Origin of the sequence: Roseibium hamelinense, from assembly GCF_007830545.1 — a bacterium.
GTDB classification, from domain to species: domain Bacteria; phylum Pseudomonadota; class Alphaproteobacteria; order Rhizobiales; family Stappiaceae; genus Roseibium; species Roseibium hamelinense.
Map to the genome: position 1 here is coordinate 102,673 of NZ_VLLF01000004.1, position 22,169 is coordinate 124,841.

Annotated in this window: 19 protein-coding genes; 11 read left to right on the plus strand and 8 right to left on the minus strand. The window is 55.4% G+C overall.

Going from position 1 to position 22,169, the window contains the following annotated elements:
- Positions 1 to 4 precede the first annotated feature (4 nt).
- From JM93_RS09795 to JM93_RS09810, 4 genes are all read left to right on the plus strand, one after another.
- Positions 5 to 1,357, plus strand: a complete 1,353-nt coding sequence (locus JM93_RS09795; protein ID WP_145342809.1) for an aspartate aminotransferase family protein — start codon at positions 5 to 7, stop codon at positions 1,355 to 1,357.
- Positions 1,354 to 2,451 (plus strand): anhydro-N-acetylmuramic acid kinase, encoded by a 1,098-nt coding sequence (locus tag JM93_RS09800; protein ID WP_145342811.1) that lies wholly within the window; start codon positions 1,354 to 1,356, stop codon positions 2,449 to 2,451. Before JM93_RS09795 ends, JM93_RS09800 begins: the two co-directional genes overlap by 4 nt.
- Before the next feature lie 30 nt (positions 2,452 to 2,481).
- The gene (locus tag JM93_RS09805; protein WP_145342813.1) at positions 2,482 to 3,843 is read left to right on the plus strand and encodes an FAD-dependent oxidoreductase; all 1,362 of its coding nucleotides are present in this window, start codon (positions 2,482 to 2,484) and stop codon (positions 3,841 to 3,843) included.
- Between the two features lie 171 nt (positions 3,844 to 4,014).
- Positions 4,015 to 4,632, plus strand: a complete 618-nt coding sequence (locus tag JM93_RS09810; protein WP_145342815.1) for a GntR family transcriptional regulator — start codon at positions 4,015 to 4,017, stop codon at positions 4,630 to 4,632.
- Positions 4,633 to 4,646: 14 nt separating this feature from the next.
- On the opposite strand, the gene JM93_RS09815 is transcribed toward JM93_RS09810, so the two are convergent.
- The 4 genes from JM93_RS09815 to JM93_RS09830 all read right to left on the minus strand — a co-directional run bounded on the left by JM93_RS09815 (position 4,647) and on the right by JM93_RS09830 (position 11,780).
- Positions 4,647 to 6,239, minus strand: a complete 1,593-nt coding sequence (locus JM93_RS09815; RefSeq protein WP_145342817.1) for a bifunctional aspartate transaminase/aspartate 4-decarboxylase — start codon at positions 6,237 to 6,239, stop codon at positions 4,647 to 4,649.
- A gap of 14 nt (positions 6,240 to 6,253) precedes the next feature.
- Complete coding sequence (aspT, locus tag JM93_RS09820) at positions 6,254 to 7,972, minus strand: aspartate-alanine antiporter (RefSeq protein WP_145342819.1); 1,719 nt, start codon at positions 7,970 to 7,972, stop codon at positions 6,254 to 6,256.
- A gap of 141 nt (positions 7,973 to 8,113) precedes the next feature.
- Complete coding sequence (locus JM93_RS09825) at positions 8,114 to 9,505, minus strand: L-serine ammonia-lyase (protein WP_145342821.1); 1,392 nt, start codon at positions 9,503 to 9,505, stop codon at positions 8,114 to 8,116.
- A gap of 157 nt (positions 9,506 to 9,662) precedes the next feature.
- Positions 9,663 to 11,780 carry a putative bifunctional diguanylate cyclase/phosphodiesterase gene (locus JM93_RS09830; protein ID WP_145342823.1) on the minus strand — a complete coding sequence of 706 codons (2,118 nt, stop codon included), beginning with the start codon at positions 11,778 to 11,780 and terminating at the stop codon, positions 9,663 to 9,665.
- Between the two features lie 299 nt (positions 11,781 to 12,079).
- On the opposite strand from JM93_RS09830, the gene kynB reads away from it, so the two are divergent.
- From kynB to JM93_RS09865, 7 genes are all read left to right on the plus strand, one after another.
- The gene (kynB, locus tag JM93_RS09835; RefSeq protein WP_280114417.1) at positions 12,080 to 12,703 is read left to right on the plus strand and encodes an arylformamidase; all 624 of its coding nucleotides are present in this window, start codon (positions 12,080 to 12,082) and stop codon (positions 12,701 to 12,703) included.
- 65 nt (positions 12,704 to 12,768) lie between these two features.
- Positions 12,769 to 13,536, plus strand: a complete 768-nt coding sequence (locus JM93_RS09840) for an ABC transporter ATP-binding protein (protein WP_145342827.1) — start codon at positions 12,769 to 12,771, stop codon at positions 13,534 to 13,536.
- Positions 13,536 to 14,243: an ABC transporter ATP-binding protein gene (locus JM93_RS09845; RefSeq protein WP_145342829.1), complete on the plus strand. Its 708-nt coding sequence runs from the start codon at positions 13,536 to 13,538 to the stop codon at positions 14,241 to 14,243. Before JM93_RS09840 ends, JM93_RS09845 begins: the two co-directional genes overlap by 1 nt.
- A gap of 9 nt (positions 14,244 to 14,252) precedes the next feature.
- Entirely contained in the window at positions 14,253 to 15,125 is an 873-nt protein-coding gene (locus tag JM93_RS09850) for a branched-chain amino acid ABC transporter permease (RefSeq protein ID WP_145342831.1), read from the plus strand.
- 12 nt (positions 15,126 to 15,137) lie between these two features.
- Positions 15,138 to 16,100 carry a branched-chain amino acid ABC transporter permease gene (locus JM93_RS09855; RefSeq protein WP_145342833.1) on the plus strand — a complete coding sequence of 321 codons (963 nt, stop codon included), beginning with the start codon at positions 15,138 to 15,140 and terminating at the stop codon, positions 16,098 to 16,100.
- Between the two features lie 52 nt (positions 16,101 to 16,152).
- A complete protein-coding gene (locus tag JM93_RS09860; protein ID WP_145342835.1) occupies positions 16,153 to 17,355 on the plus strand; it encodes an ABC transporter substrate-binding protein in 1,203 nt (400 codons plus the stop codon).
- Positions 17,356 to 17,468: 113 nt separating this feature from the next.
- Positions 17,469 to 18,752 carry an adenylate/guanylate cyclase domain-containing protein gene (locus tag JM93_RS09865; RefSeq protein ID WP_145342836.1) on the plus strand — a complete coding sequence of 428 codons (1,284 nt, stop codon included), beginning with the start codon at positions 17,469 to 17,471 and terminating at the stop codon, positions 18,750 to 18,752.
- Positions 18,753 to 18,768: 16 nt separating this feature from the next.
- On the opposite strand, the gene hemP is transcribed toward JM93_RS09865, so the two are convergent.
- The 4 genes from hemP to JM93_RS09885 form a co-directional block, all read right to left on the minus strand.
- Positions 18,769 to 18,987, minus strand: coding sequence for a hemin uptake protein HemP (gene hemP, locus JM93_RS09870; protein WP_145342838.1), 219 nt, complete (start codon positions 18,985 to 18,987; stop codon positions 18,769 to 18,771).
- A 294-nt stretch (positions 18,988 to 19,281) separates the two neighbouring features.
- Complete coding sequence (locus tag JM93_RS09875) at positions 19,282 to 19,743, minus strand: Rrf2 family transcriptional regulator (protein WP_145342840.1); 462 nt, start codon at positions 19,741 to 19,743, stop codon at positions 19,282 to 19,284.
- 115 nt (positions 19,744 to 19,858) lie between these two features.
- On the minus strand, positions 19,859 to 20,899 hold the full coding sequence (locus tag JM93_RS09880; protein WP_208995076.1) for a substrate-binding domain-containing protein: 1,041 nt from the start codon (positions 20,897 to 20,899) through the stop codon (positions 19,859 to 19,861).
- A gap of 83 nt (positions 20,900 to 20,982) precedes the next feature.
- Positions 20,983 to 22,161 carry a BaiN/RdsA family NAD(P)/FAD-dependent oxidoreductase gene (locus JM93_RS09885; protein ID WP_145342842.1) on the minus strand — a complete coding sequence of 393 codons (1,179 nt, stop codon included), beginning with the start codon at positions 22,159 to 22,161 and terminating at the stop codon, positions 20,983 to 20,985.
- Between the last annotated feature and the right edge of the window lie 8 nt (positions 22,162 to 22,169).

Consider the following 22,169-nt stretch of genomic DNA (forward strand, 5'->3'; position numbering starts at 1 on the left):
CGCTATGACGAGCCTGCCGAATTCCCTGGAAGCAAGGGATATTGCCTCTCAGCTCCACTCCTACGCGGATGCGCGGAAACAGGAGGAAACCGGGGGCATCGTGATTGAGCGCGGCGACGGCATTTATGTCGAGGATATTCACGGCAAGCGCTATATCGAAGGCATGGCCGGTCTATGGAGCGTTGCCGTTGGGTTCGGCGAAAAACGTCTTGTCAGCGCGGCACAGCAGCAGATGGAAAAGCTGCCCTATTATCACACTTTCACCTACAAGACCCACGGGCCGTCCATCGAGCTTGCCGAAAAGCTTCTAGAGATGGCGCCGGTTCCCATGTCGAAAGTGTATTTCACTAATTCGGGCTCTGAAGCCAACGACACGGCGATCAAGCTTATCTGGTACAGGTCGAACGCGCTTGGCCAGCCGGAACGGAAAAAAATCATTTCGCGGGTCCGCGGCTATCATGGGGTGACGCTGGCATCTGCAAGCCTGACCGGGTTGCCGAACAACCACCGGTCGTTTGACTTGCCCATTCCGCAGGTACTGCACACCACATGCCCGCACTACCGCACAAACAAAAAGGATGGCGAAAGCGAGGCTGCCTTTGCAAAACGGTGCGCGGAAGACTTGGAAAGCATGATCCTTGCCGAGGGGCCGGAGACCGTTGCCGCGTTTTTTGCTGAACCGGTGATGGGCGCCGGCGGTGTGATTGTGCCACCGGATGGTTATTGGGACGCGATTCAGCCGGTTTTGAAAAAATACGGTATCCTGTTCGTTGCGGACGAGGTGATTTGCGGGTTTGGACGAACCGGTGAAATGTTCGGCACCATGACCTACGGCCTCCAACCGGATATCATGACCCTGTCCAAAGCGCTCTCCTCATCATACATGCCGATCTCGGCCTTGCTCATCAATGACAAGGTCTATCAGCCGATTGCCGATGAATCGCACCGGATTGGTGTCTTGGGTCACGGCTATACAGGGAGCGGCCATCCGGTGGCGGCTGCAGTTGCGTTGGAAAACCTTAAAATCATTGAAGAGCGCGATCTTGTCGGCAACGTCCGTGCCGTGTCCCCGGTGTTCCAGAATAGGCTGCAGGCTTTGGGTGAGCGCGATCTTGTTGTTGAGACAAGGGGCATTGGCCTCATCGGCGCCGCCGAGCTACATCATCCGGCCTACGCGGATGCGCCTGGCTCCCTTGGTGGAAAAGCGAATGCAGAGTTCCACAAACAAGGATTGATTTCCCGTAATATGTTGGATGCCATGGCCTTTTGCCCGCCCTTGATCATCACAGAGCCGCAGGTCCATGAGATGTTCGATATCGCCGAAAAAGCGCTCGATACCGTGGAGACGTCTCATTGACAGTCTGGTCAGCAATTGGAACCATCAGCGGCACGTCCGCTGATGGTATAGATATTGCCGAAATCGGTACCGACGCGGAGACTGTAAAACGGTTTGGACCGGCGGGCACCTCGCCCTATGCGACCAAAACAAGGGATGCCGTTCTGCAAGCTATCGCGCGCGGACCGTCGGATCGGTCGGATTGGCCGCTGATTTCTCAGGCTGTCACTGAGGACCATGCGCATGCAATTGGCGTCTTCCTGCGCCAGCATAAACTCGCGCCTCATTTTATCGTCTTCCATGGACAGACCGTCTGGCATGATCCGGACAAGGGCCAAACTGTGCAACTGGGTGATCCTAAAAAGCTCGCCAGCATGCTCTCTTTACCGGTGATTTCCGACGTACGCCAGGCTGATCTGCGCGCAGGAGGTCAAGGCGCGCCAGTCGTGCCTGTCTACCACCGGGCCCTTTTGAAGAGCGTGGATCTGCCCGGCGGATATACCGCAGATCGGCCGATGTGCTTTTTGAACATTGGCGGCGTGTCAAATCTGACTTTCCTGTCGGGCGACAAGATCCTGTCGTTCGATATCGGCCCCGGCAATGCCCTGCTGGACGATTGGTTGCGGCAAAAAGGCGTGGCCAGCTTCGACGAAGATGGGCAATGGTCGGCACGGGGCGACGTTCATGACGATCGGGTTCGCGCTGCCCTTGGCCATCCCTTTTTCGAACTGCCCGGACCGAAATCGCTGGACCGGAATGCGTTTTCGCTTGAGCTCGTTCGTGGCCTGTCAGTAGAGGACGGTGCTTCAACCCTAGCTGCGATCACCACAGCCAGCATTGCCGCATCTGTCGCGCTTTTGCCGGAACCCCCGGTATTGTGGGTGGTTTGTGGCGGTGGACGGAAAAACAAGACCATCATGGCCGGTCTGCGCAAGGCACTGGGCGTCGATGTAATTGACGCTGATGACTGCAAGATCGACGGTGACGCGATCGAAGCACAAGCCATGGCCTTTCTGGGGGCTCGAAACCGCGCAGGACTTCCAACCACATATCCCGAAACAACCGGTGCACACGGGCCCGTCGTTGGTGGCGAGATCTACCTTCCGGGCCTTTGACAAAAACACATCCTATAAATGGCGATACCCATGAAGCAGATAAAAGAACCCGCACGTCAGATCGACGTTATCCACGAGACCGACGTTCTTGTTGTCGGTTCGGGCCCCGGTGGATTGTCGGCAGCGCTCGGTGCAGCGCGTGCAGGCGTTGATGTCACACTTGTGGAACGGTTCGGTTGCCTGGGGGGCAACCTGACGGCTGTCGGTGTTGAGGGATTTGCTTGGTACCGGCATGAGAAGACTGTCGATACTGAAGGTGTCGGCCGCGAGTTCGAGGACCGTGCCTATGAAGCCGGGGCAGCAACTCCTGAGCCGCAATCCGACAGTTATGCGATCGACGCGGAAGGCTTCAAACTGGTCGCCGACAATATGGTCGAAGAAGCCGGTATTCGTCCGATGATGCATCGGGCGTTTGCTGCTCCGATCATGGAGGACAACCAAATTGTCGGCATCATCACTGAGAGCAAGGCAGGGCGCGAGGCAATTCTGGCCAAACGTGTGATAGATGCAACGGGGGATGCGGACATCGCCTACCGCGCAGGTGCGGAGACCCACAAGACACCCGTTGAAGAAATGCAGGCTGCATCGGTCATGTTTTCAATGAATGGTGTCGACAAGAAAAAGTTCATGGAGGCGGTCAAAGCAGACCCGCACACCTACAAGGATTGGGAAAGCGGAGAGTGGACAGTCGAGACCACGGGCAAAGAGGACAAGATGTTTTCTCCCTTCCTGAAAAAGCCTTTCAAACAGGCGCTTCAGGCGGGGATCATTCCAGCGCATTTGCAGACCATTTCCGGAACCTGGGGTGCGGTCTACGATAGCGGTGACCTCACCTATCTGAATCTCGTGCATCTCCCAGAATGTGATGGAACAGACCCCGATTCCATGACAAGGAACGAGATTGAGGGGCGCCGACAGGCGATGATGGCTGTCGAGGCGCTGAAGCGGTATCAGCCGGGCTGCGATACGGCAAAACTGCGGAATTTCGGCATGACAATTGGTATCCGCGACACGCGCAAGATTTTTGCCGCCTATGACATGACAGGACATGATGTGCGCGAGCAGGGCAGGTTCGACGACAGTGTCGGGATCTTTCCGGAGTTTATCGACGGCTACGGAATCCTGATCCTGCCGACGACGGGCCGCTACTTCCAGCTTCCCTACCGGACGATGCTGCCCAAAGGCGTGAAAAACCTTCTTGTGGCGGGCCGGGCGACGGGCGGCGACAAGGTCAGTCACGCAGCGACCCGCAACATGATGTGTTGCACCGTAACCGGGCAGGGCGCCGGTGTAGCCGCCGCGATTTCAGTCAAGCACGGCATCGACCTTGAGGCGATGGACATTCCGATGCTGCAGGCTGAACTCAAGCGGCAAGGCGTTCGGCTTCACTAAGACTGGCCAGTTGGCGGAAAGGAACGCGCAGTCCCGGCCTTTGAGCCGGGATTGCTGCTTCAAGCCCTTCGTTCTGGGCCGGACGCACCAGTGGCGGTTCGCCCATAGGCGACGGCTTTGACTGGAGAAACTTTCTTGGCATGAAGGCGCGTACCGGCTATCAGCTTTGTCATGAACGGATCTGAAATCTACCACCGTCTGATCAGCCTAATAGAAGAGCGGGTACTCAAACCTGGTGACCGGTTGCGCGAGGCCGATCTTGCCGAACGCTTTGGTGTCAGCCGCACGCCAATCCGTGAGGGCCTGAAGCGTCTTGAGGCACAGGGCCTCGCGGTGCATGAGCCGAACCGCGGAATGGTAATCCCCACGCTGGACCACAGCCAAATCAATGAGGTCTATTTCATGCGTGAGGTCCTCGAAGGTACCGCGGCCGGCCTTGCTGCCAAGCATGCTTCAAAACCTGAAATCGAAATCTTGCAGGACCTTGTCGATGCTGACCGGAAACGGATCGCTGACAAGGACAGTCTCGTGCGGTCGAACCGTGAGTTTCACCGGCGCCTCTGCCTTGCGGCGCATAACCGGTATCTTGTCGACCAGATCGATCATTTGCGGCTGTCGCTCATTCTGATGGCTGGGACGACGCTTGATACGCCGGAGCGCAGGGAAACCGCGGTCGAAGAACATGCCGCGATCGTCTCGGCCATCGCAGCGGGCGATGGCGAGGCAGCGGACAAGGCTGCTCGCCTACACATATCGCATGCGCACAAGACGCGTCTTAGGCAAATCTGATCGGACCTTCGAGTTCAGCGGATGCCCTGGAATTCGGAAAAATACTCAGACAGCACCTGACGGGTGAAACTGCCGATTTCGGCATATTCGGCTTCTGTCAGATTGGCGAGCGAGACACGAGCGGACGCATCGACAACTTCGAATCCTTTGCCCGGGAGCAGTACCGTTCCGGTTTCCTTGGCCAACCTGAACAAGAAGTCATAGCCCTTTTTTTGCGCGACAAACCATTCGGAAAACGCATCGCCATAAAGCTGCCCACTGAGGTGCTGCAGATTGATAAGTGTATAGTAATTAACATCATTCAGCTCCCGATGCGGAACAATGCCCATATTCATGTAAAGAGTTTTGAAACGCTTGCGGATAAGCGTCTTGGCGGCATCCTTGTAGGCGTCACGACGGTCAAGCAGGCCAGCGAAGGCAAACAGCGTCATCTGCACTTGCTGGGGCGTTGAGAGTCCCGCTGTATGGTTAAGGGCGACGGCTCGGCTGTCGGCTACCAGACGGTCAATGAAGCGGATACCACGCGGATTTGTGGTCAAGGAGCTGTAGCGCTTGTCGAGGATTTGTTTGGTGTCTTCCGAAAGACTGTCCAGCGCGTCATCGAATACACTTTCCTCATGGAGCGCGATGGTGCCGAGCCGCCAGCCGGTCGCTCCGAAATATTTCGAAAACGAATAGACGCACAGCGTATTGCGCGGGCATACGGCAAACAGGGACTCGAAATCGTCGGCGAATGTGCCGTACACATCATCGGTTACGATGTAGAGGTCAGGTCTTTTGTGTTCAACGAGGGCTGCGATGCGGTCGAGGTCGTTGGGTGCGAGTTTGACCGATGGTGGATTGCTGGGGTTCACAAGACAGAACAGCTTGATCGCCGGATCTTCGAGCTTGGCCAGTTCCGCATCGCTGAACTGCCAGTCGTCGCCTTCCGCCATTCGGATGTCGACGATGCCGAGGTCATATTCGGGCAGTGGTGGAATCTCGAGGTAGGGTGAGAAAATCGGTGTTCCAAGCGCAACCTTGTCGCCTTCCTTGATCAGCCCATTCGCCTTCATTGTCTGGAAGATATAGGTCATGGCGGCTGTACCGCCTTCAGTTGCGAACACCGAAAAAGGACCGGACCGGGGCCGGTCGCCGAACATTTCTTCGCTCAAGTAAGCGCTCACCACTCTTTCCGCTTGGGGGAGCATTCGCGGTGGAAACGGGTAGTTGCAGCCCAAGATTCCTTGAAACAGCTCAAAGACCAGCTCAGTGCGGTCAATGCCAAGTTGATCGTTGGCGTAGGAAATGGCTGCGTTCAGAAACCGAATGCCCTCACTTGCGGAATTCCGGTGCACGTAGTCTTCAAAGCGCTGCAAAATACCATTCCGATCCGGTAGTCCGCCGAAACCACTATCGAGGTAGGAATAGGAGCGTTCGGTTTCTTCCAGTGAAAACTCACCCAGGCGGAAGAAGGCGTGTCTTGGCTGACTGGCCAGAAAATTCGGGTTGCCCCTTCCGGCATTCAGCATCATCCGCGCTGCATCAGTGCTGGCAATTTCGATCAGCTTGTCTTTCAGTTCAAAAGGGCTGAGTTCGGCAAATTTTGAATAGTCCTGTTCCGGCATGGCAAGTCCTCGGCTCACGGGTTCAGGGGGAGTGGATTTGTGGTCACCAGGCCAACGATCAGTGGGCCCCAAAGGGTCAACAGCACGTTTGCCACTGCATAGGTCACTGTGAAGGTTACAACCGGCGTCGCGTTTCCGGCCTTAGCCAACAAGGCGGCAAAGCCAGGATTCGCACTTCGTCCCCCGGCTACACAGGCAAGTGCTTCAATCGGATTTCGGATCTTCAGAACGTAGTAGGAAAAGAAGAACACGATCACCTGCGGGATCAGCGTTACACCGACACCGAAAAGAAAAAGGTTTAATCCCTGTTCCTTCAACGTCGTCAGGACCTGTGGGCCGGCCGTGATCCCGACAACGCCAACAAACACAGCCAGTCCGAAGTCTCTCAGGAAATTGGTTGCACCGGTCGGCAATGCTGCGTAACGGGGATGCGTGCTGCGCAGCCACCCGAAGAGAAGTCCTGACAAGAGGCAGCCGCCTCCGCTGCCGATAGTGACCGGGACGCCGGCGATTCTGAATTCGATCAGTCCAATGAGAAGACCAAGCGTCATGCCGAGTCCAAAGAAAATGAAGTCCGTCACCGCAGCTGCAGTAATCGGGTAGCCGATTGAACCCTGCACCTTATTGAGATCCGCAGGGCTGCCGGTCAGCTGGATCTCGTCGCCCTTGTGCAGTTGAAGGCTGCCCAGTAGCGGAAGGCTACGCCCCATCCGCCTCACGCCGGTCACGAACACATCTTTAAGCGCGTTTTTGTTCGTATGGTCATGAATCGAACTCAGTTTGCTTTCATGGAACCGGTTACTGGTAATAACCAGGTGCCGGTTTTCAAGTACGAGCCGGTAGTTTTGCGGTGGGGTGGTTTCCTGACCAAGAGCCTCCTCGTATGTTTCGAGCGCGCTGACAAGACCGGTGACCGCAACTATGTCGCTCGCCTGCAAGGGAACGGCCCCTGCATGATCAACTTCCTTGCCATTGCGCAAGACAGCTTCTAGGGCAAGCGTATCTAAGGAATCATCGAGAGCTTTTGCGCTCTTTCCGATCCACTGGCTTTGAGGGAGCAGTTTAAAAAAACGGGTATCTATTCGGCTTGCGGCGTTGAATTGCCCGGGTTCCAAGGCTCCGCTGCCGCCCGACATTTCCTCTGCAAGCTTGAGCGCTTCGGCCCGAATGTCCCACTTCATGATGGTCGGAAAAAACCATGTGATCATAATGATCGGGCCAAGAGAACCGAATATGTAGCAGACGGCATATCCGACTGCGATATTGGTCTCCATAATCTGCTTCAAATCGGAAGAGATGTTGAGTTTCTGGATCGTTTCTCCGGCTGTTCCGATAATCGCAGACTGGGTAAGACCTCCAGCCGCAAGACCTGCAGCCGTGCCGCGATCAAGATTAAACAGCCAGGCGAAGGCCAGCACCGTGGCCAAGCCGACAACGCACATCAACGACGCTGAAATCAGTTGGTTGAGCGATTTAAGCGAAAGGGCCCGGAAAAACTGTGGCCCGCCCTGATATCCGACCGCGTAGATGAAAAGAGCAAAAAATATGCTCTTGATACCGCTGTCGATGGAGACTCCGAACTGCCCGAAAACCACACCGACCAGCAAGGTGCCTGCAATGCCGCCAAGCACAAAGGTGCCGACTTTAAATTTGCCTACCAAATAGCCGACCGCAATTGTCGAAAACAAAATGATTAGCGGAGACTGCGCTGCCAGCCAGGTGAAAATGTCCATCGCGCCGTCCAACTCACTCTGCAAAACTACCAATTAATATTGATAGTCTGCTTCGGACGGGTTTGTCACGAATGTGTCGAATACTTACAAAAAGGTCGCTTGTAAGCGCTGATGTTTTGCTGAACAGCCGCTTAGGGTCGGTCAGCATTCAACGATATTAACTGCCAGGCCGCCCTGTGACGTCTCCTTATATTGCTCCATCATATCCATGCCTGTTTGGCGCATGGTTTCAATGCAGCCGTCCAGCGGAACGAAATGGCTGCCGTCGCCACGTAGAGCAAGCGACGCTGCGGTAACGGCTTTGACCGCACCCAGAGCATTGCGCTCGATGCAAGGGACTTGCACCAGTCCCGCGATGGGATCACATGTCATGCCGAGGTGGTGCTCCAACGCAATTTCAGCTGCGTTTTCGATCTGTTCGTTTGTGCCGCCGAGAGCCGCGCACAGGCCCGCAGCGGCCATTGCCGATGCCGAGCCAACCTCGCCCTGGCATCCGACCTCTGCGCCTGAGATCGATGCGTTTGTCTTGATGATACCGCCGATCGCGGCAGCGGTTAGCAAGAAGGTTCGGATCCCGGCCTGATCTGCATCCGGACAATGGTCCAGATAGTAGCGCATGACTGCGGGAATAACACCGGCTGCCCCATTTGTTGGAGCTGTAACGACTTTACCGCCTGCTGCGTTTTCTTCGTTAACCGCCATAGCGTAAACGCCAAGCCAATCGACGACCGTGTGTTCAAATGGCCGGTTGGTGCGCCCTTCACGGATGAGTTTTTGGTAGATGTCGCTCGCCCGCCGTTTGACCTTCAATCCGCCAGGCAGAATACCTTGCTGGCTGATGCCGCGATTTATGCAGCTGTCCATGGCCGACCACAGGAGGTCGAGCCCCTTCTCAACCTCAGCCTTTGCCTGCGCAGCGCACTCGTTTTCCATCTTCATGTGGGCAATAGTGCAGTTCGCTTTTTGGCCCATATCGAGCATTTCTTTCGCGCTTTTGAAAGGAAACGGGACCTCGGGCGCGCCGTCGCCGATAGGGGTATTTTTGGTGTTGCGTAACTCGGATTCGGTGACAACGAACCCGCCGCCAATTGAATAGAACACGAATTCGTCGACCATCTGACCGGTCCCGTCCAGCACCTTAAAAGTCATGCCGTTGGCATGCAGGGGAAGGGGCGGGCCGTAGTCGAAAATGACATCCGTGTCCGGATCGAAGGCCAGGTTCGGCAGCCCATCGATATCAAGCTTCTTGCGCTCTGAAAGCGCGGTGAGCATGGGGTCGACGCGATCCGGGTCAAGGTCTTGCGGCAATGCTCCGAGCATACCAAGGCACACGGCGCGATCGGTCGCGTGGCCTTTACCGGTGAAGGCCAGTGAGCCGTGCAGCGTGACCGTGATTTTTGAACCGCGGTGCTCAATCTCGGGCAGGCCGCGAAGTCGGTCGAAATACCGGTTTACGGCGACCATTGGGCCGATGGTATGTGAACTGGACGGGCCAATCCCAATTTTAAAGATATCGAAAACGCTGATGAACATGTGACCCGGCTGCTTTTCGGATGTTCGAATATCGTGCTTAGCTTGCTGCCGATAATGCCGTGTTTCGCTGCCACCGTCACCATTTCCGGATGCAAAATCCGCAAAAAGACGTATCTGCGCAATGAGCGTGTCGTTTCTGGCTGCCGTGGCTTTAAGCTCACCCCATTGCGGCCCGCAATTCCGGAGGTAAATTAACCAGAAGTTTCTGATGTCCGGCTTGAGCAGCTGCAAAAAATTTTGTTTTTGGAAGCGGCTCGGAAAACAAAAAACCCTGAAACTCATTGCATTTGTTCTGCAAAAGCCATTCGAGCTGTTCGGTTTTTTCGACACCCTCCGCAACGCTGCGAATTTTCAACACCGAAGCCAGCGTCAGGATGAGCCGCACAATCGAGCCCGTAGCGTCGATATTCCGCAACAGCTTCCGATCGATCTTAATCGCGTCTATTGGATAGTCTTGAAGATACTGGAGGTTGGAATATCCAGTACCGAAGTCGTCTACCATTATCTTGTAGCCGGCGGACTTCAGCCCCTCGACAGCTTGGCGGACGTCGCTTTTTTCACCGAGCAAGACAGATTCCGTGATTTCAAACGCGATTTTCGTTGGATCGCAGCCGGTTTTTTCAGGCAGTTCGAGGATTTTGCCCAAGATGGTCGGGTCGCGGAACTGCAAAGGCGACACATTGATCGACAATGACAGATCCAGCCCTTGCTGCGCGAACTCTATCTGGTGGCTTGCCACCTCACGATAAACCCATTCGCCGAGCCTGTTTATCAAGCCAGAATTCTCTGCAACCGGAATGAAATGCTTCGGCTCGATCTCACCGCGCTCGGGGTGATGCCAACGCATCAAGGCTTCGGCCGAAACGACTTCACCGCTTCGCGCACAGACCCTTGGCTGGAAATAGATTGTGAAGTCCTTGCGCTCCAAAGCCTGTTCCAGCTCGTACTTCAGGGCTTTTGCCTGGTCCAGCTTGTGGCGCATGCGCACGACGAACGGAACACAGATATTCTTTTCACCCGCTTTTGCCTCATAGAGCGCAAGATCGGCGTGCCGGAGCAACGTGTCCATGTCCTTGCCGTGGTCTGGAAAGGACGCGACGCCGATGCTGAAATTGATCTTGCGCTTCTGTCCGTCCACATCCCGCGGGCTTTTGAATTTGCTCAGCAGGTATTTGCCAAAATCGACCGGATTTTCTTTCCGTTCCTTATCGAGACGGCAGACCAGAAACTCATCACCGCCAAGCCGTGCAACAATGTCGTCCTTATTGAGGAGGTCGCGGAATTGAGCGGATACCACCTGCAAAAGCCGGTCGCCTGCCGCGTGACCCATAGTGTCGTTGATGTGTTTGAACCCGTCCAGATCCACGAGAAACACATGTGCCTTATATCCCTGCCGCTCCGCCTCACTGATCATGGCCGGCAGGTGTGTGTGCAAGTATGCGCGGTTGGGAAGACTAGTCAGGGTGTCGTGGGTCGCCAGGTATTCCGCCCGCTCTTTTGTCTCGTGTAGCTCGGTAACGTCGATTTCGCTGACAAGATAGGCGGGCACACCAGTTGCCGCATCGAGACATTCACGGACTGTTACCTCATGCCAGCGGATACCTAAAGAGGTTACCATGCGCGCAACAAGCCGAGCGTCATGCGCTGTTTTCAGCAGCGACAAGAGGCAGCGGGCGTCTTCCTGATCCTCAAACTGACCGAACAGCGTTGTGGACAGGTCAGTGCAGGCGGCACGGGCCGCTGGATTGCGGTACAGGGGTATCCCGTCATGATCGAACATCGAAATCATGACCTGCGTGTGCAGGAGAGCTTCAGCGCTGCGCAGGTTTTCCGGTTGAATATCATGATCAACTGCGCCTTCGCAAAGGATGGCCATTCGGCCGTCCTTGAGCCGGACGCCGCTATAAACAACGCGCAACGTGCGAGGCAGTCCCTTTGGGTAGAGGGTCCAGATTTCGGAAAAACGGGTATTCCCGCGCTCGAAATCGGTTTTATATTGATTGAGCCGCTGCTCGACGGCACTAGACATGTCTACGCTGAAGTCACGCTGTTGCAGCTCAGCCAAAGTCTCTGCGTCCCATAGTCTGAGCGCGCTCTTGTTAGCCCATACCTGGCGTTTTCGATCAACGTCATAAATCCAAAAAGCCGTTTCCGCCTCGTCCAGACCGCTCTGAAGGATCGCCATATCGACCAGCACCGACCCCAAGTCGTGCGTTTGGAGAGCTGGTGCGGATACGGCACTTGCGACGCCGGGAGAGGGTAAAGCAGAGGTCAAGTTGATCGTATCCCAAGCGATATCGGCTGCATAATGTCAAAAGCACATACAACTTGGAAATCGCTGCTGATTTCCATCGGATATAGCCGCGGCTCTAGTGCCCGGCATACCTCCCAAGCTGTGTCAGCTTTGTCTGCATTTAAGTAACGTGGTGGGCTTAAAAATACCTTACTATACTTGATTGAAACTGAACTGGAGTGGTCGGCGAAATAGCGGTTTTTCCGAAGAAAAGCGCGATATTTCATCCGGTTAAAAATTAGTAGACTATATTCTTGCAAAACTACCAGATAGGTACATCCGTGCAAATTATCGATATAACTCCGGCGGTGCGTCAGGGAATGGCTGTCTTCCCTGGTGATGCGCAATACAAAGTTGCAAACACATTTAAAATCAGTCCGGAGTGCCCCGTAAATGTGGCGGAGTTTTCCATGTCCTGCCACTGCGGCGCACATGCTGACGCCCCGCTGCACTACGATGAGACTGGCGCGGCGATCGACGAGTTGCCACTTGAGGACTTCATCGGTCCCGCCCGGGTAATTGACGCGCGGGGTTCCGGACCGTTGTGCCTGCCGGACGATATAGAGACGTTTTTGACAGACGTACCGGCTCGGGTTCTTCTGCGGCTTGTGGATGGTCTTGACCCGATGGTTTGGCCCGAGGGATTTCGCGCCTTGCACCCCGAAACTTTGACGCTTCTTGCAGATCGCGGTGTGAAACTTTTAGGGGTCGATGTCCCATCAGTTGACCCGGAAACGTCGAAAGATCTCCCCAGCCATATGGTTGCGCGGGCGCGTGATCTGCGGATTCTGGAGAATCTGTCGTTAAGTGAGGTCAAATCTGACGATTATGAGTTGATTGCTCTGCCGATGAAGTTAGAAGGGCTCGACGCAGCGCCTGTGCGCGCAGTTCTGCGCAAGGTTTGACCGGGTACCACGCCGGTTGAGACTGAAAACAATAATATGCCGGTAAGATACGGCAGGGAGCAGAAATGCTAGAGCTTGACCAACTCGTACGGGATTTCGGCGGGTTCCGGGCGGTCAATGGCTGCAGCTTCTCGGTTGCAGAAGGGAGCATTACCGGGCTTATCGGACCTAACGGGGCCGGCAAGACAACCTTGTTCAATTTGATCGCGGGGGCCTTGCGACCGACATCCGGTCACATCCGGTTTTTCGGTGAGGACGTGACCGGCCTGTCCAGTGATGCGCTGTTTCACAAGGGATTGGTCCGGACGTTTCAGATCCCGCATGAGTTTCACCGTCTGACGGCACTCGAAAACCTGATGATGGTGCCGCCAAAGCAGCCGGGTGAGAACCTTTTTTCCAATTGGTTATCCTGGGGCAAGGTGCGCAATTCGGAAGCTGGGGTGGAGCGCAAGGCCTATGAAACACTTGAGTTCCTTGATCTGACCCATGTAGCTCATGAGCGCGCTGGTAATTTGTCGGGCGGTCAGAAGAAGCTTCTTGAGCTTGGCCGCACCATGATGACGGACGCGAGACTGGTTTTGCTGGATGAGCCGGCAGCTGGGGTAAATCGGACGCTCCTTCGTAAGCTTGAAGCCAAAATCAAGATTCTGAACAAGGAGCGCGGCTACACCTTCATCTTGATCGAGCACGATATGGAAATGATTGAGAAGCTTTGCACACCAGTCGTGTGTATGGCCGAAGGCAAAGTATTGATTGAAGGCGACTTCCAGTCGGTCCGGTCCGATCCGCGGGTACTTGAAGCCTATCTCGGCGAAACTGTGGAGCCAGCTTGATGACGACACTGCTGTCCCTGCAGGCCGTCACCGGCGGGTACGGTGATGCGAACATCCTTCACGCGGTGTCGATGACCGTCTCCGATCGCGAAATTGTCGTGATCGTGGGCCCGAACGGTGCAGGTAAATCAACCGCTATGAAAGCTGTATTCGGCCTTTTAAACGTCCGCGGCGGCTCGATCCGTTTCGACGGGGACGATATCACGGGCTGGGTGCCTAACAAGATCGTGCAGCGCGGCATCTGCTATGTACCGCAGGTTGACAATATTTTCCGCGAAATGACCATCCACGAGAACCTGGAAATGGGCGCTTTCCTGCGCAAGGGTGACTTATCGGCTGCGTTTGATCGGGTTTACACTCTGTTTCCCGATCTCAAAGAGCGGCGGAAAACGCCAGCGGGCAGCCTGTCCGGTGGTCAGCGTCAGATGGTTGCAATGGGCCGCGCCTTGATGCTCGATCCGAAGTTGCTCCTGCTGGATGAACCGACAGCCGGGCTGTCTCCGAAATATATGGAACAAATTTTTCAAATATGCCGGGACGTGCGCGGCACAGGTGTTGCGATCCTGTTGGTCGAACAGCATGCCAAGCAGGCGCTTGAGTTCGCCGACCGGGGCTATGTGCTAGCCGCCGGTCAAAACCGGCACGAAGGTACCGGTGCCAATTTGCTGGCCGATCGTGAAGTCGCCGAAATGTTCTTGGGCGGATAAGAGAGCGATATGGATTTCCTCGAGCTTGTAAACTTCTACATCATTCCCGGCTTGGTAATCGGCTCGATCTACGCCCTTGGCGCAGTCGGAATTACGCTTGTGTTCGCGATCTTGAGATACGCGCATCTGGCGCATGGCGACCTTGCAACCCTTGGAGCCTTTCTCGCATTGGCCGTTGTCACAGGTTTCGGTATTTCGCCCTTGGCAGCTCTGCCTATTGCCATTCTTGGGACCGCTGCGGTTGCCGTAGGTATCGACAAGGTCTTTTACGAACACCTTAGAGAGCGCCCAAAAATCGTTACGGTGATGGCGTCCCTCGGTATCGCGCTGATGGTCCGCGCCGTGGTTCAGGTGATCTGGGGCGTGGATTCCGAAAGTTACGTCAAAGGAATCGTCCGGCCAGACGTGTATTTCGGACTGAGGATTCGCGATCGTGAGATCTACACTGTGATCGCCATGATCGCGCTTGTCGGCGTGCTTCAAGTATTCTTGACCCAGTCCAAATGGGGCAAAGCGATGCGTGCCATGTCCGACAATCCGAACCTAGCGCTCTTGTCCGGCATCGACAACAAGAAGGTCGTTATGCTGACCTGGATCATCGCCGGCGGCTTATGTGCAGCAGCCGGTGTGTTCTTGGGCATTAACACAGAACTCAAGTCGATGATGGGCTGGAACATGCTGTTGCCAATGTTCGCTGCAGCGATCCTCGGCGGTGTCGGCCGGGTTGAGGGGGCGGTTTTGGGCGGGCTGATCGTCGGTGTTGCCGAGGAGTTGTCGGTCTTGGTTCTGCCGAGCGAATACAAGGCGGCAACCGCCTTTGCCATTTTGCTGTTCATGCTGCTTGTCAGACCGACGGGTCTGCTGCGCGGCAAGGTTCTATAAGGGGAGACTGACATGGAGCTTTACGGTCTTCTCAACTATGCGCTTTTCATGGGTGTATTCATCGGGATCTACGCACTGCTGGCGCTGGGCCTGAACATCCAGTGGGGATTTGCGGGCCTGTTCAACGCCGGCATTGCTGGATTTTTCGCTGTTGGTGCTTACACCTCCGCCATTCTCACGAGTGCAGCCGCTGAGGGAAGAATCGGCGGGTTCGAACTGCCGGTTATCGTAGGCTGGTTTGGTGCGATGGGTGCAGCGGCTCTCATTGCCTGGCCGATCGGCAAAATCTGTCTCAGGTTCCGTTCCGACTATCTCGCGATTGCGACGATCGGGATTGCTGAAATCATTCGGCTGGTCATCAAGTCCGAGGCTGAACTGACCAACTCGGCCCGCGGAATTACAGGCCTGCCGCGTCCGTTCGGTGATCTGGACTATATGGCATCGCAAGCAGCTTATCTCGGCATCGTGCTCGTGGTTCTTGCGATCGCTTACGTTTTGGTCGAACGGCAGTTCAATGCGCCATGGGGGCGCATGATGCGCGCGATCCGCGACAATGAGGATGCCGCTCGGGCCATGGGAAAAAACATAGAATATCGGCGCCTCGAAGCATTTATTTTCGGCGCGGCATTGATGGGACTTGGCGGTGCATTATTCGCACATTTCAATCGCTCGATCACGCCGGAGGCAATTGATCCGATGGTGGCGACGTTCCTTGTGTGGATCATGTTGATACTCGGGGGGTCCGGAAACAATAGGGGCGCTATTCTTGGGGCGGCTGTTGTCTGGATCATTTGGTCCGTGTCAGAGATTGCAACCGATCAGCTTCCGCATGAATATGCGGTTAAGGCGAAGTATATCCGATTGTTCCTCATTGGACTGTTGCTGCAGCTTGTATTGCGGTTCCGGCCCGAGGGAATTCTGCCGGAACCCCTGCGCGGGGATCTTCGTCACACAAAAGAGGGCAACCGTTCCTAGAACGGTGCCGTTTCAGACCGGCTCCGTCCGGTCATAAGTGGAGGTAAGACACATGAAATTGAAGATGCTCGCAATCGCAGGCGGTCTTCTTGCTGCAACAGCCCTGTCGACGGCCGGCGCCAAGGCCGATGTGAAAATCGGCTTGCTCGGCGGCGTGTCCGGCCCGATTGCTGCAATGGCACCGGCCATGATCGATGCGGCACAGCTCGCAATATCGCAGGTCAACGACCAGGGCGGCATTCTTGACGGCGAAACGCTCGTGGGTGTCGTCGGCGACAGCGCGTGCAACCCGCAAGGCGGTACGGATGCGGCTACCAAGGCGGTAAACATTGAAGGCGTGACAGCCATTGTTGGGCCGCATTGCTCTGGCGCGGTTTTGGCTGCTGCCGGTTCCGTCACTGTCCCGGCAGGTGTCACAATGGTCACCCCGTCCGGCACATCTCCCGAAATCACTGGTCTGGACGACAACGGCATGGTGTTCCGCACTGTACCGTCGGACGACTACCAGGGCCGCGCGCTCGCCCGTACGCTGCGCGAGCAAGGCTACGAGAAAGTCGCCGTCGCCTACATCAACAATGACTATGGTACAGGTCTGGCAAACGCATTCAAAGGCGAGTTCGAAGCCCAAGGCGGTCAGATTGCCGGATTTGCTGCTCATGAAGACGGCAAGGCCTCCTACCGGTCAAATCTGGCGGATCTGTCCTCAGGCGGTGCAGACACTCTCGTTATCTTCGACTACGGCGACGGCACCGGTTTGACAATACTTCGCCAGGCTCTTGAAAACGGGTTTTTCGAGCGGTTTGTCGGTGGCGACGGCATGAAGTCAGATGCCGTAATCAACGAACTTGGCACCGAGAACCTCGCCGATTATTTCGCCTCCTCTCCGGTGGGTGAAGCGTCAAACGCTCTGGATACCTTCAATGCCGCATTTACCGCTGTTGGCGGCGACCCGGACGCGATCTTTGTTACGACCTCTTACGATGCGGCTTTCATGCTCGCTCTAGCCATCGAAAAAGCTGGTGGTGACAAGGCGAAAGTGGCCGAATCCCTGCGCGAGATTTCGAATGGGGAAGGGGAAGCCATCCTGCCCGGCGAATGGGCCAAAGCCAAAAAGCTGATCGATGAAGGCAAGGCCATCGATTACAAGGGCGCGGCAGGCGATCACAACTTCGATGTAAACGGCGACGTACCGGGCACATTCGCGCTGTTCGAAGTTGGTGCGGAAGGCTACGAAGTCGTCACCAATATGAAGTGACCGGATTTTCACAAACGCAAATGGAAACGGCGGCTTGCGGGCCGCCGTTTTCCTTTTGGGATACATCTCCGCTTTGAACTATGATGGAGGCTGTATTTTTGTTTTGAGGCATCATGAAGCCACTTCCACTTGATCCTAGTCCACGTTCCTATCCGAAAAATGTTCTTTTGTGCGCGCGGTCCGAACGGGCGGCAAGTTGTGCGCCGGCCGTGCAGTCCTTCGAAGATGTGAAGGGCTGGCTGTTGCACGACGCTATGCGCATCGATGATTTGATGCTGCTGTTTGAAGAATTCCTTTGGAGGTGCCGCGCCGCCGGACTTCCGATCGACCGGTCGACTTTACATGTCGGCACCCTGCATCCACGGATGGTCGGTCTGGCCTGGAATTGGAACGCCGCGGATGGCTTGTGCGATGAGGTCGCAGCATTTGCTGGAGCCCTGAGCCAGGATGCCTTTACGAAAAATCCGCTTTACAAGGTGCTTGTCGAAGGTGACACGGTCCGCATCAGATTGGATGTGGACGACAACGCAAATGCCTATCCGCTTATGCGTGAATTGGCGGACCAAGGGTACACTGACTACACCTCGTTCCCTTTGTCGGCCTCGGGCAACAGGCACAACGGAATCACCTTCGCGACCAAACATCCCGGCGGCTATCCGGAAGATAAAGTGCGTGAGTCACTCGATCTGGTGGAGTTGTTCGCGCTGCATGTTGAAAAGCATATCGTACAGCGGATCGCGCGAAATGTCGCCGACACTTACTTGGGACCGCTGGCCGGACGGCGCGTTCTTGAAGGAGAGATCCGGCGGGGAGATGGAGAGGCGATCGACGCGATCATATTTGTTTCTGATCTTCGAGGCTTTACAACTCTGGCCGACAAACTGGAGGGTCCTGATGTCACCGGTCTGCTGAACGCCTATTTTGAGCGCGTCTCAGAGGCGATCGAAGAAAATGGCGGCGAAATCCTGAAATTCATCGGGGATGGTATTTTAGCCGTGTTTCCGCGCGATATGCCCTGCGCAAGCACAGCGGCCCTAACGGCATCCCGGCAAGCCTTGCGGGCCATTCAAGCGTTCAACGATGATCCGGGCGACGCTTTTCCAGACAGGTCGCTTTGGTCGCCTCTACGCCTTGGTATCGGACTTCATAAGGGTGATGTGTTTTTTGGAAATGTTGGTGGAATGGAGCGGCTGGATTTCACAGTGATTGGCCGGGCCGTGAATGAGGCGGCCCGGGTCGAGGCGCTTTGTAAACCGCTCGCAAAGCCTCTGCTCATCACCGAGCCGGTTGCAAAAGACCTGCCGAAGATGGAACGGAAATCCCTTGAATTGATGGGTCATCACCAATTGCGCGGGGTGGAGAACAAGGTCGCGATATTCAGTTCCAAAGACGCATAGTAGGCACAAACTGAGGCTATTTCGTCAGGATGAGCTTTCCAAGTTTTGTGATCGTTAGACGGTAGACATCACCATTGTGCTGGATCTTCAGCTCTCTGCGGCCTTTGAACAGCCCTCGTGTGTCCAGATCGGCAGTGTGTTTATCGTCCACGGACGTATTCGAACGCTGGTGAGGCGGAAGAGCAGGATTGACGGGGAGGCGGAGACGGTTCTGGCGGATATTTGAGGTCTGCATCTTGGGCTCCGGTTCTGTGTCAGGTTGGAAACACTCCAAACTTGAGTTTTTTACTCAAGATTACTTGACATTGATACTCAGGTTTTCGTATCAAGGCAATACCCGATTGCCTGGAACTGGAAATCGCGTCCTCTGGTGAAGGGAAATCGGGACGCTGCCTGTCAGCAGCGTTAAATGCTCGGCAAGCCAACCGCCCTCTCCTCTCCCTCAGCGGTGAGCCAGCCAAGCCTTTGCCGAAACAAAAAAGGCCTGCAAACGATGCAGGCCTTTTTTCAAAAATTTGAAAGCATGAAACTATGCTGTCGCGGCAATTTGCGTCCCTGTGTCGATTTTCAACAATTCTCGCATGCCGTACCGATCTTCTGACAAATCAGCGATGGACTTGGTATCCAGAACTTCCATGAACGCCTCTAGGGCTTCATGCAGCAAGCCGTTGAAGCCGCAGGACATGATTAGCGGGCAATCCTTACGGCCGGAATCGAAGCATTCGGCCAGAAGAAAACTTTCCTCAGCTGAACGCACGACTTCACCAACCGTGATTTGCTCCGCTGGGCGCGCGAGCATCACGCCCCCGTTACGCCCGCGGATCGTTTTTATCAGGTTCGCATCGACGAGCACCTTCATGATTTTAAAAAGGTGGGTCTCGGACATGTCAAAGCTTGCGGCAATATCGGCCACTTTGCTTGGCTTGTCAGGGTTCACTGCACAATACATGAGAGCGCGAACCGCATAGTTTGTCTGTTGTGTCAGTCGCATGTGTTTAGATATGAGACTGACCGCCGGAAAGGTCAATAATAATATTTGAATGTGATTGCCTACTTTTTGGCAAAAATGGCTTCAAAGCTCAGCCTTTAGCATTTGCTCGCAAGGTTTAGGTCTCGGGCGGCAGATTGTCTTTTAAAAATACATCGATGCCGATCCGCTCTTGCCCGGAGACAATCGGACGGTCCTCACACAAGGCTTGCAACACGCGCACTGCGCTGCGCACTTCGTGCCCCGGATCCTGAGAAATCAGCGCATTGATGGTCCCGGACGTGATGGCTTCGCGTGTATAGGGGGTCAATTCGTGTGCGATAAACGATACGGCATGTGCCTTTTCGACTTCTTCCAGGGCGAGGATCGCACCACGATTGCCCGCACCCATATTATAAAGACCAATGACACCGTCGTGCTCTTTAAGGATTTCTTTGGTGAGATTCCGGCTGCGTGTGTTGTCGTCTCTGCCTTCGCGGACTTTTAACAGTGATAGGCTTGGATAGTCTGCAGTGATGACTTCCCGAAACCCGGCATATCTGTCTGCATGGTCGCGCAAGCCCAGTGATCCGGCAAGCAGCGCGATCTCGCCTGAACGCCCGTTCAGGAACTGGCCCATCAGCCGGGCTGCTGTCCGGCCGGCGGCCCGGTTGTCGATACCAACGAAATGCTTGCGGGCGGAAGCGGGGTGATCAGAGACCAGCGTGACCACATGAACGCCACGATCCTGAAGTCGGTCTATCGCCGCGCGCACCTCCGGAAACAAAGGGGCAACCACAGCAACACCATTGCAGTTCTTTGCGTCAAGAATCGCCAGCGTTCCAGCAACCCTGTGTCCGTCGTAGGCATCAATGGGCTCGACGTGAATCGAAATACCGTCTCGTTCGAGGGTTTGTGCATAGCTCTCGGCTTCACGTGTTAGATCAGCCATGAACGCGTTGGAGCCGTTCGGAAGCAGGAAGAAAAAGGTTAGCGGGCGCTTGCGGTCGACGTTTTCGATTGTTGGCGAAGAGTTGTGGGATTTCATGTCTGGTTTCGCCGCATACTCCGGGTATTCATGCGAAGAGGTCATCCTCGATTGGCCGGTAACTGTGCTGTCGGTAATACCGACTTCGACCCGAGATGGATCGGCGATATTTTTTTCCTTTGTGCGCCCCATGCCTTCTCCTTATTGCGACGCAGTATAGTGCGGAAACGCGGCTTGTCATCAAGCGAGATTTCGATTTGGAGCTGTTTGCCGGCTCACACGCACTGTCCGGCAGCGTGGCCGGACGACCAGGCCCACTGGAAATTGAAACCGCCGAGGTGGCCGGTAACATCGACAACTTCACCGATGAAATACAGGCCGGGCACCTTGGCAGATTCCATCGTTTTGGATGAGAGCTCCTTGGTTGAAACACCCCCCAAGGTTACCTCTGCGGTTCGGTAGCCTTCTGTCCCGACTGGAGTGATTTGCCACGAATTGATAGCCTCTGCCGTCTTTCGGAACACTTTGTCCGAAAGATCCGCTAGGCGGCCACCGAGTTTGAGACCTGTGCCAAGTTCATCTGCCAGTCTGTTCGGCAGCATTGCAGAAATTGTGTTCCGGATATCTTGCTTTGGAGATGTTTGGCGGGACGCCTTCAAATGTTCAAAGACATTTATCGTGGGCGCAAGGTCGACAGCAATCGGCTTCCCTTCCTGCCAATATGACGAAATTTGCAGGATCGAAGGGCCAGACAATCCGCGATGGGTGAACAATAGCCCCTCGCGAAACGAGGTTTTGGCAAAAGAAACCAGTGCGTCGACCGACACGCCGGACAGTTTTTTGCATAGGTCTCGGTTGGCATCTGAAAACGTTAGCGGGACAAGCGCTGCGCGCGGAGCAATTGTCTTCAGGCCGAACTGTTTGGCGATCTCGTAGCCGAAACCGGTTGCCCCGATTTTTGGAATCGATAGGCCACCGCAAGCAACCACCAGCGACTGCGCACTGATTTCACCGGTGCCGGTTGAAATCCGGAACCTGTCATCCGGTTTGGTGACGCCGGCGATTTTCGTCCCGAGCTCCAGTTTGCAGCCCGCCGCCTCGAGTTCTCTCAGCAACATCGAGATGATGTCGTTCGCGGAGTTATCGCAAAACAGCTGGCCGAGAGTCTTCTCATGCCAAGGAATCCGGTGCTTGTCGACAAGTGCAATGAAGTCCTGCTGGGTGTAGCGTTTCAGCGCGGACACACAAAAGCGCGGGTTTTCGGACAGGAAATTGGCCGGACTGCAATGCAGATTGGTGAAATTGCAGCGTCCGCCGCCGGAAATGCGGATTTTCTCGGCCGGTTTTTTCGAATGATCGAGCACAAGCGTCGACCGGCCACGCCGGGCCGCTTCGATGGCACACATAAGGCCGGCAGCGCCCGCACCGACTATCAACACATCTACAGATTTCATAAGCGGGC

Bases quoted from the DNA above. Each gene is read 5' to 3' on its own strand.
- JM93_RS09795 (WP_145342809.1), top strand. From the start codon at position 5: ATGACGAGCCTGCCGAATTCCCTGGAAGCAAGGGATATTGCCTCTCAG.
- JM93_RS09805 (WP_145342813.1), top strand. From the start codon at position 2,482: ATGAAGCAGATAAAAGAACCCGCACGTCAGATCGACGTTATCCACGAG.
- JM93_RS09810 (WP_145342815.1), top strand. From the start codon at position 4,015: ATGAACGGATCTGAAATCTACCACCGTCTGATCAGCCTAATAGAAGAG.
- JM93_RS09815 (WP_145342817.1), bottom strand. From the start codon at position 6,239: ATGCCGGAACAGGACTATTCAAAATTTGCCGAACTCAGCCCTTTTGAA.
- aspT (WP_145342819.1), bottom strand. From the start codon at position 7,972: ATGGACATTTTCACCTGGCTGGCAGCGCAGTCTCCGCTAATCATTTTG.
- JM93_RS09825 (WP_145342821.1), bottom strand. From the start codon at position 9,505: ATGTTCATCAGCGTTTTCGATATCTTTAAAATTGGGATTGGCCCGTCC.
- JM93_RS09840 (WP_145342827.1), top strand. From the start codon at position 12,769: ATGCTAGAGCTTGACCAACTCGTACGGGATTTCGGCGGGTTCCGGGCG.
- JM93_RS09845 (WP_145342829.1), top strand. From the start codon at position 13,536: ATGACGACACTGCTGTCCCTGCAGGCCGTCACCGGCGGGTACGGTGAT.
- JM93_RS09850 (WP_145342831.1), top strand. From the start codon at position 14,253: ATGGATTTCCTCGAGCTTGTAAACTTCTACATCATTCCCGGCTTGGTA.
- JM93_RS09855 (WP_145342833.1), top strand. From the start codon at position 15,138: ATGGAGCTTTACGGTCTTCTCAACTATGCGCTTTTCATGGGTGTATTC.
- JM93_RS09860 (WP_145342835.1), top strand. From the start codon at position 16,153: ATGAAATTGAAGATGCTCGCAATCGCAGGCGGTCTTCTTGCTGCAACA.
- JM93_RS09865 (WP_145342836.1), top strand. From the start codon at position 17,469: ATGAAGCCACTTCCACTTGATCCTAGTCCACGTTCCTATCCGAAAAAT.
- hemP (WP_145342838.1), bottom strand. From the start codon at position 18,987: ATGCAGACCTCAAATATCCGCCAGAACCGTCTCCGCCTCCCCGTCAAT.
- JM93_RS09875 (WP_145342840.1), bottom strand. From the start codon at position 19,743: ATGCGACTGACACAACAGACAAACTATGCGGTTCGCGCTCTCATGTAT.
- JM93_RS09880 (WP_208995076.1), bottom strand. From the start codon at position 20,899: ATGGGGCGCACAAAGGAAAAAAATATCGCCGATCCATCTCGGGTCGAA.
- JM93_RS09885 (WP_145342842.1), bottom strand. From the start codon at position 22,161: ATGAAATCTGTAGATGTGTTGATAGTCGGTGCGGGCGCTGCCGGCCTT.